The sequence below is a fragment of the Stenotrophomonas pavanii genome (genome assembly GCF_900101175.1).
In the GTDB taxonomy this organism is placed as follows: Bacteria; Pseudomonadota; Gammaproteobacteria; order Xanthomonadales; family Xanthomonadaceae; genus Stenotrophomonas; species Stenotrophomonas pavanii.
Genome location: NZ_FNFQ01000003.1, coordinates 20,125 through 34,094, shown reverse-complemented (window position 1 = coordinate 34,094; position 13,970 = coordinate 20,125). Strand labels below are relative to the sequence as shown.

Annotated in this window: 13 protein-coding genes and 1 pseudogene; 7 read left to right on the top strand and 7 right to left on the bottom strand. The window is 67.7% G+C overall.

The genetic code is table 11. From position 1 onward, the window contains the following. Nucleotides 1-206: 206 nt before the first annotated feature. The 4 genes from BLS66_RS06370 to folB all read right to left on the bottom strand — a co-directional run bounded on the left by BLS66_RS06370 (nucleotide 207) and on the right by folB (nucleotide 4,916). Nucleotides 207-767 carry a hypothetical protein gene (locus tag BLS66_RS06370; RefSeq protein ID WP_074725453.1) on the bottom strand — a complete coding sequence of 187 codons (561 nt, stop codon included), beginning with the start codon at nucleotides 765-767 and terminating at the stop codon, nucleotides 207-209. Nucleotides 768-896: 129 nt separating this feature from the next. Further along, entirely contained in the window at nucleotides 897-3,071 is a 2,175-nt protein-coding gene (locus BLS66_RS06365; protein ID WP_064237513.1) for a glycoside hydrolase family 3 N-terminal domain-containing protein, read from the bottom strand. A gap of 128 nt (nucleotides 3,072-3,199) precedes the next feature. Further along, complete coding sequence (locus tag BLS66_RS06360) at nucleotides 3,200-4,471, bottom strand: mechanosensitive ion channel family protein (protein ID WP_053461985.1); 1,272 nt, start codon at nucleotides 4,469-4,471, stop codon at nucleotides 3,200-3,202. Between the two features lie 91 nt (nucleotides 4,472-4,562). Beyond that, a complete protein-coding gene (gene folB, locus BLS66_RS06355) occupies nucleotides 4,563-4,916 on the bottom strand; it encodes a dihydroneopterin aldolase (RefSeq protein ID WP_049465349.1) in 354 nt (117 codons plus the stop codon). Between the two features lie 227 nt (nucleotides 4,917-5,143). On the opposite strand from folB, the pseudogene BLS66_RS20870 reads away from it, so the two are divergent. After that, nucleotides 5,144-5,398, top strand: a pseudogene (locus tag BLS66_RS20870) (hypothetical protein); the annotation flags it as partial. 50 nt (nucleotides 5,399-5,448) lie between these two features. Here the strand turns inward: BLS66_RS20870 and tsaD are convergent. Next, nucleotides 5,449-6,474, bottom strand: coding sequence for a tRNA (adenosine(37)-N6)-threonylcarbamoyltransferase complex transferase subunit TsaD (gene tsaD / locus BLS66_RS06345; protein WP_057494754.1), 1,026 nt, complete (start codon nucleotides 6,472-6,474; stop codon nucleotides 5,449-5,451). A gap of 166 nt (nucleotides 6,475-6,640) precedes the next feature. Here tsaD and rpsU point away from each other — a divergent pair, with 166 nt between their 5' ends. From rpsU to BLS66_RS06315, 6 genes are all read left to right on the top strand, one after another. Further along, entirely contained in the window at nucleotides 6,641-6,856 is a 216-nt protein-coding gene (gene rpsU / locus BLS66_RS06340) for a 30S ribosomal protein S21 (RefSeq protein ID WP_002808376.1), read from the top strand. 133 nt (nucleotides 6,857-6,989) lie between these two features. Continuing rightward, nucleotides 6,990-7,433, top strand: coding sequence for a GatB/YqeY domain-containing protein (locus BLS66_RS06335; RefSeq protein WP_005415013.1), 444 nt, complete (start codon nucleotides 6,990-6,992; stop codon nucleotides 7,431-7,433). Between the two features lie 105 nt (nucleotides 7,434-7,538). Continuing rightward, nucleotides 7,539-8,459, top strand: a complete 921-nt coding sequence (locus tag BLS66_RS06330) for a YihY/virulence factor BrkB family protein (protein ID WP_074725452.1) — start codon at nucleotides 7,539-7,541, stop codon at nucleotides 8,457-8,459. A 61-nt stretch (nucleotides 8,460-8,520) separates the two neighbouring features. Continuing rightward, nucleotides 8,521-10,260 (top strand): DNA primase, encoded by a 1,740-nt coding sequence (gene dnaG, locus BLS66_RS06325; RefSeq protein ID WP_049465355.1) that lies wholly within the window; start codon nucleotides 8,521-8,523, stop codon nucleotides 10,258-10,260. 27 nt (nucleotides 10,261-10,287) lie between these two features. Beyond that, nucleotides 10,288-10,788 (top strand): protein tyrosine phosphatase family protein, encoded by a 501-nt coding sequence (locus BLS66_RS06320; protein ID WP_053461981.1) that lies wholly within the window; start codon nucleotides 10,288-10,290, stop codon nucleotides 10,786-10,788. Between the two features lie 28 nt (nucleotides 10,789-10,816). Beyond that, nucleotides 10,817-11,788, top strand: a complete 972-nt coding sequence (locus tag BLS66_RS06315) for a bile acid:sodium symporter family protein (RefSeq protein WP_005407800.1) — start codon at nucleotides 10,817-10,819, stop codon at nucleotides 11,786-11,788. 114 nt (nucleotides 11,789-11,902) lie between these two features. Here BLS66_RS06315 and cyoE read toward each other — a convergent pair whose 3' ends face one another. After that, nucleotides 11,903-12,796, bottom strand: coding sequence for a heme o synthase (gene cyoE / locus BLS66_RS06310; protein WP_049465359.1), 894 nt, complete (start codon nucleotides 12,794-12,796; stop codon nucleotides 11,903-11,905). A 4-nt stretch (nucleotides 12,797-12,800) separates the two neighbouring features. Further along, nucleotides 12,801-13,964 (bottom strand): COX15/CtaA family protein, encoded by a 1,164-nt coding sequence (locus BLS66_RS06305; protein ID WP_053505031.1) that lies wholly within the window; start codon nucleotides 13,962-13,964, stop codon nucleotides 12,801-12,803. Nucleotides 13,965-13,970: the final 6 nt, after the last annotated feature.

Below are 13,970 nucleotides of genomic sequence, written 5' to 3'. Positions count from 1 at the left end.
CTTGCCAGACGACCCCGCATGCGGGGGACCTTCACTTCGGTCTTCGTGATGGGCGAGCGCACCCGACGGTGCGCTGTGGCTGCTGGAAGACGGCAGGTAGTGCCGGCCGCTGGCCGGCAACCTGGATCCTTCCAGCACCCTGCGGTGGCCGGCCAGCGGCCGGCACTACCCTTGCCAGACGACCCCGCACGCGGGGTCGTCTGCAGTCACTGGATGGTGATGACCTTCACCTCGGTCTTCGTGCAGGCCTGGTCCAGGCACTGGCCACTCAACCACACCTGGCCGCTGCCGATCATCACGCCCTGCTGGTTGACGAACACCTTGCCGAAGTCCTGCTCGGACACCGCCTTGACCACCTCCGGCGTGATGATCTTCTCGTAGTTGCGCTGGAACTCTCCGGGGCCGGAGATCTTCTTTCCGCCGCTGATATTCAAGGGGAATCGCACTTCCTCGACCACCGCAGCGCGATCTCCACCGACCACGGCGGCCTTGAACGCATTGAAGACCTTCTCGAACTGCGCGGCATCCCCAAGCAGCGACTCGATGCGCGCACGCGCATCCTCGGCGGACGCCTCGGCTGCCGGTGCGGTAGGTGCAGCAGGTGCAGCAGCGGGTTCGGCAGCCGGCGCCGCCGGTTCAGCGGCAGGCGTCGCTGCCGCGTTCGCTTCCATCGGCGGCGGCGCATCCACCGCAGGCTGCGCCGGCGGCTCAGGCTGCGAACAGGCCGCCAGCAGCAGGGCGGGAATCAGGTAGGCCATCCGGCGCATGCGCGCACTCCATCGAAACAGGAAGCCCGATGGTAGCGCCGCCACAGTGAGGACAACAAAAAGGGGACGGAGGGGATTAAGTCGTTAGTGGCACAAACGACTTAATCCCCTCCGTCCCCTTTTTCTTGATCAGGCCTTCAGCAGTTCGAACTGCACCGCTTCGCCAGCGGCCGACGAGGCACAGACCCACAGGTCGAACTGGCCCGGCTCGGCACGCAGCACGCCATCGCGGCCGGTGAAGGCCAGCTGCTCGCGGGTCAAAGTGAACACCACTTCGGCCGACTCGCCCGGCTGCAGCGCCACCTTGCGGAAGTCCTTCAGTTCACGCACCGGACGCACGCGGCTGGCCACGCGATCGTGGATGTACAGCTGCACCACTTCCTCGCCCGCCACGCGGCCGGTGTTGGTCAGCACGGTGGTGATGGTCAGGGTGTCGTCCCAGCCGAGCTGTGCCGTGCTCAGCTGCGGCACGCCGTAGGCGAAGGTGGTGTAGCCGATGCCATGGCCGAACGGGTACAGCGGTTCGTTGGGAATCTCGCGCCAGCGGGCCTTGAACTCCGACATGGTCGGCAGTTCCGGGCGGCCGGTGCGCGGGTGGTTGTAGAAGTACGGCTGCTGGCCGGACACCTGTGGGAAACTGACCGGCAGGCGGCCGGACGGGCTGTAGTCGCCGAACAGCACATCGGCCACGGCATGGCCGGTCTGCGTGCCCAGGTACCAGGTCACCGCCACGGCCTGCGCATTGCGCACCGCGCCCTGCAATGCCAGCGCGCGGCCATTGCGCAGCAGCACCACCAGCGGCTTGCCGGTCATCGCCACGGCCTCGGCCAGCGCCTGCTGTGCCGGCGGCAGGGTGATTTCCACGCGCGACTGCGCTTCACCGCTGTAGCGCTGCGGTTCGCCCAGCGCCAGCACCACCACGTCGGCGCGCAGTGCGGCAGCCACAGCGGCTTCCGTGCCGCCGGGAATCGCGGCTTCCAGTTCGCAACCCGGCACGATTTCCAGCAGCGCTTCGTCGCCGATGGCGGCACGCACGCCGGTTTCCAGGTCCACGTAACGCTGCTTGTCGCCGAACAGCGTCCAGCAGCCTTCGATGTTCTCGCGGTCCTGCACGAACGGGCCGATCAGCGCGATCTTCTGCCCGGTCTTCTGCAGCGGCAGCACGTTGTCACGGTTGTTCAGCAGCACGATCGAACGCCGCGCAGCATCGCGCGACAGTTCATCATGCGCGGCAAGGTGCGAGGTATCCGCTTCGCGCGCCGGGTCCAGCGACCGGTACGGGTCGTCGAACAGGCCGATGGTCTCCTTCAGCCACAGGATGCGGCGCACGCCCTCATCCAGCACCGCCATCGGCACCTCGCCGCTCTCGACCAGGCCCGGCAGGTGCTCGGCGTAGAAGCCGCTCTGCATGCTCAGGTCCAGGCCGGCGGTGAACGCCTTGGCCGTGGCATCGCGGTCATCGGCGGCATAGCCGTGCGCGACCAGTTCCATGTCGGCGGTGTAGTCGGAGATCACCACGCCCGGGAACTTCCATTCGCCGCGCAGGATGTCGGTCAGCAGTTCGGCATTGGCACTGGCCGGAACGCCGTTGATGTCGTTGAACGAGGACATCACGGTGATCGCGCCGGCATCGAAGGCGGCCTTGAACGGCGGCAGGTGCACATCGCGCAGGGTCTGCGGCGAGATGTCCACCATGTTGTACTCCATGCCGGCCATCACCGCGCCATAGGCGGCGAAGTGCTTCGGCGTGGCCAGCAGCGAATCGGCGGCACGCAGGTCGCTGCCCTGGAAGCCACGCACGCGGGCGGCGGCGAACGCACAGCCCAGCACCACGTCCTCGCCGGCACCTTCGGCGCCACGGCCCCAGCGCTGGTCGCGGGCGATGTCCACGGCCGGCGCATAGGTCCAGTGCAGGCCGGCAGCGGTGGCTTCGATCGCAGTGGCGCGCGCGGTGCGCTCGGCCAGGTCCGGCTCGAAGCTGGCGGCCTCGCCCAGCGGAATCGGGAACACGGTACGCATGCCGTGGATCACGTCGGCGGCGAGGATCACCGGGATGCCCAGGCGGCTCTCTTCGGTCGCGACCTGCTGGATGCGGCGGCCCAGTTCGGCGCCCACACCATTGAACAGCGAGCCGACCTTGCCCTCGCGCACCTGCTGCAGCACCTGGTCGGCATTGCGCACGTTGGCTTCCGGGTTCACGTCCGGGGCGAACGGGCGGACCATGTCCGCGAAGACACCCAGCTGGCCGACCTTTTCCTCGACGGTCATCTGGGCAATGAGGGATTCGATGCGATCGGAGGCCACCGGCAGTCCTTGATGAAAACGTTTACAAGCCCGGCATTCTAGCGATCCCGGGCGATTTTGCGAGAGGTTTCGTCATTCAGCTTCCTCCCCCGGCGGGACCCGCAGGCGACCGCCAGGGGCACCGCAGCTTACTCCGACCCGGCCAGCTGGCGCTGCCCGGCCATCAACATGGCGTCGCTGGACGCCTGGAACACCCGCAGCCCGAAGGCCGGCAGGATCGCCAGCAGGTGGTCGAAAATGTCCGACTGCACGGCCTCGTACTCGCCCCAGGCGGTGCTGCGGGTGAAGCAGTACAGCTCCAGCGGCAGGCCCTCGGTGGTCGGCTGCAGCTGCCGCACCAGCAGGGTCATGTCGGTATGGATGCCCGGATGGCTGCGCAGGTAGCGCTCTACATACGCGCGGAAGGTACCCAGGTTGGTCACCCGGCGGCTGTTGACCTCGGCCACGCCCTGCTCGCGCAGGCGTCCGTTCCATTGCCCCAGCTCCTGCGCTTTCTCGCGCAGGTAGTCGCGCAGCAGCGCGAACTCGCCGAGGAAGGCCAGGTCACCCTCGTCCAGGAAGCCGACGCTGTGCTGGTCCAGGTACAGCGCGCGCTTGATCCGGCGCCCGCCGGCCTCCTGCATGCCGCGCCAGTTCTTGAACGACTCGGTCACCAGCTTCTTGGTCGGGATGGTGGTGATGGTCTTGTCGAAGTTCTGCACGGTGACGGTGTGCAGCGCGATGTCGATGACGTCACCGTCGGCATTCTGGCTGGGCATCTCGATCCAGTCGCCGATGCGCACGCGGCCATCGCCACTGATCTGCACGCTGGCCACCAGCGACAGGATGGTGTCCTGGAAGATCAGCATCAGCACCGCCGTGGCCGCGCCCAGGCCGGTGACCAGGTAGCGCAGATCGACCCCCGCCAGGGTCGCGACGATCGACAGGCCCGCGATCACGAAGATGACGATCTTGGCGACCTGCAGGTAGCCCTTGATCGGCTTGTTGCGTGCCTCGGGGCGGCGCTCGTAGAGATCATTGGCCGCATCCAGCGCATGCGAGAGGGCCAGCACCACGGTCAGGATCGCCCACGCCTGGCAGGCGCCGATGATGAAGCTGACCAGGCCCGGCGGCAGGTCCGGCACGATGCGGATACCCGAGGCGATCACCTGGCTGGGGACCACGTTCGACAGCCGCGAGATCACCCGCATCAGGTGGCTGCCGCGGCCGGTATCGGCGCCGGGAAGGCGGCTGAGCAGGCGCCGCAGGCCACGCAACAGGATGCGCTTGGTCACCCAGTTGGCCAGGCCCGCAGCGACCAGCAGGGCCGAGATCATCAACGCCAGGTAGGCGCCAGGATAGGGTTCCAGTGTGTTCTGCAGCCGTTCCAGCCACTGTACCGCCACCACCGCGTCCACCATCCGTTGTCTCCTGTCTGTTTCGTTGTTACCAAGATTGCCGGCCAGCGACCGGCACTACCGGGGTTTCCGGCCGGCGGCCGGGTTTACCGGGTCAGTCCCGCGTGCGTTCGATGATCACGCCCACCGCGCGCGCACCGCGCACCGCACCGGGCTTGCTCAGCTTCAGGCGCAGCCACTTCACCTCGAACTCGTCCAGCACGATCTGCGCGCAGCGCTCGGCCAGGGTTTCGACCAGGCCGAATTCCGACTCGCGCACGAACTGTTCCAGGCGCTTGCTCACTGCCTTGTAGTTCAGGGTGTGGGCGATGTCATCGGTGGCCGCGGGGCGTCGGTTGTCGAAGCCCATTTCCAGATCGAACACCAGGTCCTGGCGGATCCGTCGTTCCCAATCGTAGATACCGATCAGGGCGTCGATCGTCAGCCCTTCGATGAAAACCTTGTCCATTGCGCGTACCGGCACGAATACAGGCGGTCATGGTAACGGCACGGCGGTGAGCCTGCCCGGAACGGGCGGTGGGCGGCCGGCGTGGGCCGGCCCGGAAAAGACAAAGGGCCCTGCTGGGCGGGGCCCTTTGGTACCTCTCAACGTCCCCGGCGGGAGCTGGAATCCAGCCGCGAGTCCCGAAGCACACGATGCAGATCGATGGCTGCCTGACGCGGCGGCGTTGCCCGCAGCTTTTCACCCGGCGCTTCGAGGGAGCCATCTGGACGCGGGGCTTGAAGATTGCGTTACCGCACGCGCCACAGACTGCTCTCAGCGTGGTCCGCGCGAACATCCACGCAGACCTCGACCGCATCCGCCACCTGCGCAACCGCATCGCCCACCACGAGCCGATCCTAGAACGTGACATCGGCGCCGACCTCGCCGCGATCGGGCGGCTGATCCACGCCCGCTGCCCGCACACCCTGGGCTGGCTGCAGCGCCATGGGCAGGGCGTGCGTAATGCGTCCGCCGGGCGAGTCCCGGCGCGACCGGCTCATACCGCCGGCAGCGTCGCCATGTCCCAGCGCGGGGTCACGTCCACCTTCGGCGGGCTGTGCTGGCCGGCCTGCAGCCGCAGCGCGCCAGCGAAGGCGATCATCGCGCCGTTGTCGGTGCACAGCGCCGGCCGCGGGAAGCAGGCACGGCCGCCGAGGCGCTCGGCCATCTGCTGCAGGCGCGCACGCAGGCGCTTGTTCGCGCCGACGCCGCCGGCCACCACGATCACATTGGTTCCAGCCGCTTCCAGCGCGCGCTCGCACTTGATCGACAGGGTCTCGACCACGGCGTCTTCAAAGCCGCGGGCGATGTCGGCGCGGGTCTGCTCGCTCTGGTCACTGTCGCGCCAGGCCATCAGGACCTGGGTCTTCAGGCCGGAGAAGCTGAAATCCAGCCCCGGGCGGTCGGTCATCGGCCGCGCGAAGCGGTACGCGCCCGGCGTGCCCTGCTCGGCCAGCCTGGCCAGCTGCGGGCCGCCCGGGTACGGCAGGCCCATCAGCTTGGCGGTCTTGTCGAAGGCCTCGCCGGCCGCATCGTCCAGGGTCTCGCCCAGCAGCCGGTACTGGCCGATGGCGTCCACCGCCACCAGCTGGGTATGGCCACCGGACACCAGCAGGGCCACGAAAGGCGCTTCCGGCGGGTCGTCTTCCATCAGCGGCGCCAGCAGGTGGCCTTCCATATGGTGTACGCCCACTGCCGGCACCTCCAGCGCCCAGGCCAGCGAGCGGGCCACGCCCGCGCCGACCAGCAGCGCCCCGACCAGGCCGGGACCGGCCGTGTAGGCCACGCCATCGATATCGCCCACGCCGAGGCCGGCCTCGGCCAGGGTCTGGCGCACCAGTGGCAGCAGTTTGCGGACGTGGTCGCGGCTGGCCAGCTCAGGCACCACACCCCCATATTCGGCGTGCAGGGCGATCTGGCTGTAGACCGCGTGGGCGCGCAGGGCCGCGCTGCCGGACAGGTCGGTGTCATACACCGCCACGCCGGTCTCATCACAGGAAGATTCGATGCCAAGGACTCGCATGCCTGCTATTATGACGCCCCTGCCGCCCCCTCGGGGGACGTGCAGATCTCACTGCTTTCGAACCTCCGGCCCGTATTCAGGGTTGGCCGCTTGCAGTTTGTCTATTCGCCGCTATAATGTGCGGCTCGCCGGGCGTGACCCGGTTCTACTGTGTCCCGGAGATTCCATGCCCAGCGTCAAAGTCCGCGAGAACGAGCCCTTCGAGTTTGCTCTTCGCCGCTTCAAGCGCACTTGCGAAAAGGCCGGTGTGCTGGCCGAAACCCGCAAGCGCGAGTTCTACGAAAAGCCGACCCAGGAGCGCAAGCGCAAGGCCGCCGCTGCTGTGAAGCGTCAGCTGCGCCGCTCGTCGCGCGACGTCACCAAGCGTCAGCGCCTGTACTGATCGGACGCATCTTCATTGCGGCGGGCCTGCCTGTCGCGATGGAGCCGAAGCCGGCACGCGCGAGCGTCGCCGGCTTTTTGCGTTTCCGGGTTCGGGCAGCCGCCCCGCCCCACCTACCACCACGAGGTTCCTCATGAGCATGAAGCAGCAGCTCACCGAAGACATGAAGGCCGCCATGAAGGCGGGCGAGAAGCACAAGCTGGGCGTGATCCGCCTGATCAACGCTGCCATCAAGCAGCGCGAAGTCGACGAGCGCATCGAGCTGGACGACACCGCCGTGATCGCCGTGCTCGACAAGATGGTCAAGCAGCGCAAGGACTCGGTCAGCCAGTACGAAGCCGCCAACCGCGAAGACCTCGCCGAGATCGAACGCGCCGAGATCGTGGTCATCGAAGCCTACCTGCCGGCCAAGATGGGCGAGGCCGAGATCGTGGCCGCCATCCAGGCCGCCATCGCCGAGACCGGTGCGTCCGGCCCGGCCGATATGGGCAAGCTGATGGGCGCCCTGAAGCCCAAGCTCGCCGGCCAGGCCGACATGGGCCTGGTGTCCAAGCTGGTCAAGCAGCAGCTGGCGTAACCCGGCACGCGGGGTCGGATCCCTTCCGCAGCGCGGAAGGGCTCTGACCCCATTGATGCACCCGCTTCACCGCACCTTCGTCGGTCGCCTGCTACAACCGCACACATGGTTGAACCCGAGCCCAACGTTCCCGTGTCCCTGCACAAGTACCTCAAGCGCCTGCAGGACAGCTTTCCGATGGCGGTGGCCAAGCGCTTCATCGACGTCGACGTGCTGACCCAGGCAGCCTCCGTCTCGTTCTACGCCCTGCTGTCGATGGCACCGCTGCTGGTGCTGCTGCTGTGGCTGACCGCCTCGCTGTACCCGCCGGCACAGCAGGCGCTGATCGAGCAGATCAGCTCGGTGGCCGGCAGCAGTGCCGCGACCGTGGCCGAAACCGTCCTGAAGAATGCCGACAACCAACCGGACGTCGGCTCGTTGGCGGGCCTGTGGAGCACGCTGCTGCTGTTCGTGGGCGCCACGGCCGTGTTCGCGCAGCTGCAGAACGCGCTCAACCTGATCTTCCGCACCAGTGGCGAGCGCCTGGAGGGCATCAAGGCCTGGCTGCGCAAGCGCGTGTTCTCGTTCGGCGTGGTGCTGGCCCTGGGCTTCCTGCTGATCCTGTCGATGACTGCCACCACGGTGCTGCAGGTGGCCTTCGCACAGCTGCCTTCGATCCTGCCGGCGCTGGGCTACGCCACCAGCCTGCTGCTGTACGCGGTGGGGTTCGCCTTCATGTACCACTACCTGCCCGACCGTCGCGTGGCGTGGCGCCAGGCCTTCATCGGCGGTGCCATCACCTCGGCGTTGTTCGCACTGGGCCGCTACGGCATCGGCGTCTACATCGCCACCGTGGCACCGGGCAGCGCCTATGGCTCGATGGGTGCGCTGGTGATCTCGCTGGTCTGGATCTACTACGCCACCGTCGTGTTCTTCGTGGGCGCCCTGATGACGGCGGTGATCGACGAGCGCCTGCGCGCGCGCTACCACCTGGCCGCAGCCGGCATTGATCCGGCAACCGCCAGCCAGGTGCCCGACAGGGGGTAAACTAGGGCGACCGCCCCCGGTTCCGTCGCGTGGTCCTGCACCGCGCCCTGCCCTGTTGCCCATGGCCCGTATCCCCGACGCTTTCATCGACGACCTGCTGGCCCGCACCGACATCGTCGAGGTGGTGGGCAGCCGCGTGCCGTTGAAGCGCCAGGGCAAGGAATACGCCGCGCGCTGCCCGTTCCATGACGAGCGCTCGGCCTCGTTCACGGTCTCGCCCACCAAGCAGTTCTATCACTGCTTCGGCTGCGGCGCGCACGGCACCGCGATCAGCTTCCTGATGAACTACGACCGCCTCGAGTTCCTCGATGCGGTGGATGAGCTGGCCAAGCGTGCCGGCATGGAGGTGCCGCGCAACGAGAACCCGCGCAGCCCCCAGCAGCAGGACGACAGCCGCGAGCTGTATTCGGCACTGGATGCCGCCGCCCGGTTCTTCCAGAAGAACCTGGAAAGCAGCGACAAGGCACGCAGTTACCTCGATGGGCGTGGCGTGGACGAAGAGAACCGCGCGCGCTTCCAGATCGGCTACGCCCCGGACGGGTACAGCGGCCTGCGCGATGCGCTGGGCAAGGACGAGCGGCGCATGAAGCTGCTCGATCGTGCCGGCCTGTTCTCCAAGAACGATCGCGGCCATGTCTACGACAAGTTCCGCGACCGGGTGATGTTCCCGATCTTCGATCGTCGTGGCCGGGTGATCGCCTTCGGCGGCCGCGTGTTCGAGAAGGACGATGGCCCCAAGTACCTCAACTCGCCCGAGACCGCGCTGTTCCACAAGGGCCGGGAGCTGTACGGCCTGTGGCAGGTGCGCCAGGCCAACCAGAAGATCGAGCGGCTGATCGTGGTCGAGGGCTACATGGACGTGGTCTCGCTGTTCCAGTTCGGCGTCACCCAGGCGGTGGCCACGCTGGGTACCGCCACCACGCCGGACCATGCCGAGCTGCTGTTCCGCAACGCGCCGGACGTGTTTTTCTGCTTCGACGGCGACGCCGCCGGCCGCCGCGCCGGCTGGAAGGCGCTGGAGTCGGTGCTGCCGCGCATGAAGGACGGCCGCCAGGCCTTCTTCCTGTTCCTGCCCGATGGCGAGGACCCGGACACCATCGTGCGCAAGGAAGGCGCCGAGGCCTTCAACGAACGCCTGAAGCAGGCCACACCGCTGTCGCAGTTCTTCTTCGACGAGCTCACCCGCGAGATCAATCTGGGCACGCTCGATGGCAAGGCGCGCCTGGCCGAGCGGGCAAAGCCGATGCTGGCACAGATTCCCGATGGTGCCTTCGGCGACCTGATGAAGCAGCAGCTGGCGCAGCTGACCGGGCTCGGCGGCAACGCGCAGTCTGCGCGCGCGCCGATGCCGCAACGCCAGCCACAGCGGACGATCCAGCCGGTGGCCAAGCGCAGCCTGGTGCGCGGCGCGATCGCCGTGCTGCTGCAGCAACCGTCGCTGGCGCTGACCCTGGGTGGCCAGCATCACTTCCAGGGCCTGCGCCTGCCGGGCGTGGAGCTGCTGCTGGAGCTGCTGGGGCTGGTCGAACAGCGCCCGGACATCAGCACCGGCGCCCTGCTGGAACACTTCGACGGGCGTGAGGAACAGGCTTCGCTGCATACGCTGGCGGCACAGACACTGCCCGGCACCGAAGCCAGCTGGACCCAGGAGCTGCACGACGCGGTGGCCCAGCTGGAGAAACAGCTGCTGGTGCAACGTCTGGAGGAGTTGTTGGCAAAGCAGCGCCAGCAGGGTCTGGACGATACTGACAAGTACGAGCTGCGCGAGCTGCTGAAGGCGCGCGCCGGACTGCGCCTGTAGCGGCAGACCGTTCCCACGGAGAAGACCATGCTGCTGCGCCTGACCTGCCTGCTGTTGTTGTCGCTCTGCCTGCCACTGGCGGCCCTGGCCGAAGAGGCATCCCTCAACGAGGTCCGGCCTGGCCTGTATGCCGGCGGCCAGCCCAGCGCTGCACAGCTGCGGGCCCTGGCCGCGCAGGGGGTGCGCACCGTGATCGACCTGCGCCAGCCTGGCGAGGATCGCGGTTTCGACGAAACCCGTGCCGCCGAGTCACTCGGCCTGCGTTATGTGCGCATCCCGGTGGCCGGCGCCGACGGGCTCGATGCCGCCAACGTGCGCGCCGTGCACCAGGCCCTGCAGCAGAGCCAGGGGCCGGTGCTGCTGCACTGCGCGTCCGGCAACCGTGCTGGCGCCGTGCTCGGCCTGGTCAACGCACGCTACGAACACGCCAGCCCCGAACAGGCCCTGCAGCTTGGCCAGCGCGCCGGCCTGAAGTCGCTGGAAACCGCCACCCGCCAGCGCCTGGCCACACCGGTCACTTCGCCCTGAACCCTCCGCACCAAGGACACTGCCCACCATGACCCGCTGGTGGTCGCGCCTGCGACCGGACAATTTCACCCTCGCCCTGCTGTGCACCGTCGGCCTGGCCTCGCTGCTACCGATGAAGGGCGCCGCCGCCATCGTGCTCGACGATGTCACCACCGTCGCCATCGCCGCGCTGTTTTTCCTGCACGGCGCGCGTCTGCCGCGCGAGTCGATCATCGGCGGCATGCTGCACTGGCGGCTGCACCTGACCATCCTGGCCTGCACCTTCCTCCTGTTCCCGCTGCTGGGGCTGATGTTCAAGCCGCTGTCAGGCTGGTTGCTGACCCCGGAGCTGTACCTGGGCGTGCTGTTCCTGTGCACCCTGCCCTCCACCGTGCAGTCGTCCATCGCGTTCACCTCGATGGCGCGCGGCAACGTGCCAGCGGCGGTGTGCAGCGCTTCGCTGTCGAGCATCCTCGGCGTGTTCCTGACCCCGCTGCTGCTGACCGCGCTGGCCGGTACGTCCGGCGGCGTGCATGACCCGCTGCATGCGATCGGCGGCATCATGCTGCAGCTGCTGGTGCCGTTCGTGGCGGGCCACCTGCTGCGGCCGTGGATCGCCGGCTGGGTGGAAAAGCAGCGCGCGCTGCTGCGCTACACCGACCAGGGCACGATCCTGCTGGTGGTGTACTCGGCGTTCGGCGAAGCCGTCACCGAAGGCCTGTGGAGCAAGACGCCGCTGCTGTCGCTGCTGGCGGTGGCGGTGGTCGCCGCCGTGCTGCTCGGCATCGCCATGCCGCTGATCACCTTCATCGCCCGCCGCCTGCGTTTCAACCGCGAGGACGAGATCGCCATCGTGTTCTGCGGCTCGAAGAAGAGCCTGGCCACCGGCGTGCCGATTGCCAAGGTCCTGTTCGCCGGCGGCAGTCTCGGCGCCATCGTGCTGCCGGTGATGATCTACCACCAGATCCAGCTGATCGTCTGCGGCGTGATCGCGCAGCGTTATGCGCGGCGCAAGCCCTGACCATCCGGGGAATGATCCACGCATGGCGTGGATCTACTGTAAAGCCAGGCCTATGCTCGGCTGATGGTTGAACGGCGCCGCTGGCTCCACGCCCTGCGTGGATGCATCAGCCCCTCACAGCCAGGGCAGGATCCAGTGGTCCACCAGCAGGAAGGCGAACAGCGCCATCAGGTAGACGATGGAGTAATAGAACATCTTCATCGAGAACAGCTCGTCCGGCGGGTCCAGCATGCGCCAGGCGTACCAGAGGAACACGGCATTGAGCACGATTGCGCCGCCCAGGTAGAACGCACCGCTCATGCCCACCAGGTACGGCAGCAGGCAGACCAGCGCCAGCACCACCGAATACACCATGATCTGCCTGCGGGTGTGCACCACGCCGTGGGTCACCGGCAGCATCGGGATCTCGGCCTTGGCGTAATCCTCACGGCGGAAGATCGCCAGCGCCCAGAAATGCGGCGGCGTCCAGATGAAGATGATCAGCACCAGCAGCGACGAGTACGCCCAGTCCGACGAGCCCTGCATGCCGGTCACCGCGGCCCAGCCCAGCATCGGCGGCATCGCCCCGGCCAGGCCACCGATGACGATGTTCTGCGACGTCGCACGCTTGAGGTACACGGTGTAGATCACCGCGTAGCCGATCAGCGAGGCGAAGGTCAGCACCGCGGTGATCAGGTTCACCCACAGCACCAGGAGGGTCATCGACAGCACGATGAGCACGCCGGCGAACACCAGCACCTGCCATGGCTTGACCTTGCCCACCACCAGCGGCCGCCACGAGGTGCGCGCCATCTGCGCATCGATGTGCGCGTCCAGCAGCTGGTTGATCGCGGCCGCAGCCGAGGCCGCCAGCCAGATGCCGAGGAAGCCGAGCAGGCCGGCGCGCACCTGCTCCCAGCTGGGCACGCCCGGAATGGCCAGGACCATGCCGACCAGCGCGGTGAACACGATCAGGGCGACGACCTTGGGCTTGGTCAGGTCCCAGTACTGGCGGTAATTGGAAAACATGGAATCAGTCCGGGGCACGCAGGCGGGCCAGCAGGCTGACCAGCACGAACAACAGGGCAACGGCCACGCCGTTATGGGCCACGGCCACTTCCAGCGGCAGTGCCAGCTTCACATTGAGGATGCCGAGCGTGACCTGCAGCACCAGCAGCGCGATCAGCGCACTGGCCCAGCCACGCATGCTCGGCAAACGGAACAGGCGCACGCCCAGCCACAGCAGGTAGACGGCCACCACCACGGCGAACAGGCGGTGGGCCATCTGGATGGCGATACGCGAGGCGCCATCGAGCACGCCGCCTTCGTAATCCACGCCGATGCCACGCCACAGCGTGAAGCCTTCGACGAAGTTGTGCTGCGGCCACCACTGGTTGGCGCAGCGCGGGAAGTTGTCCAGCGAGGCGCTGCCACCGCCGCAGGCCAGCGCCGCGTAGTTGGCGCTGACCCAGCCGCCCAGGGCGATCTGGGTGACCAGCACGGCCAGGCCGATGCGCAGCAGCCACTTCAGCTTCGGCGCCTCGGCCAGGGTGATCGGCATGTGCGTGGCACGCCACGCCATCCAGGCCAGCAGCGCGAACATCAGCATGCCGCCCAGCAGATGGCCCATCACCACGATCGGCTTGAGCAGCAGGGTCACCGTCCACATGCCCAGCAGGGCCTGGAAGATCACCACCGCCAGGGTCAGCAGTGCGGCGCGCGCCAGGTCGATGTTGCTCCAGCGCAGCGCGGCGATCAGCAGGATCGCCTCGCCGATCAGGGCCAGCGCGCTGGCCGTTCCATGCCAGCCCATCATGTACAGCGGGATGCCGGCGGCCACCAGCACGCAGGCAGTCACCACCGCCGTGGTTCCAAAGCGGCGCTTGCGCGTGGCCAGCAGGGCCAGGGTCAGGATCTCGATGCCCAGCGCGCCGGCCAGGAAGCGGTGCACCTGCTCCCGCCAGGCCTTGTGGGTCTCCAGCGGGCGGATCTCCGCCGCCGGGTGGCCGATGGTCTCTTCCACGTGCTGCGGCCAGGTGGCCTGCCCGTAACAGGTCGGCCAGTCCGGGCAGCTCAGGCCGGCATCGGACAGGCGCACGAAGGCGCCGAACATGATCGTGCTCGCCGTCATGATCATGGCGAACCACGCCAGGCGGTGGAAATTGCGGTGCAGCGCCGGACGCGCGGAAAGGCTCATCAAACG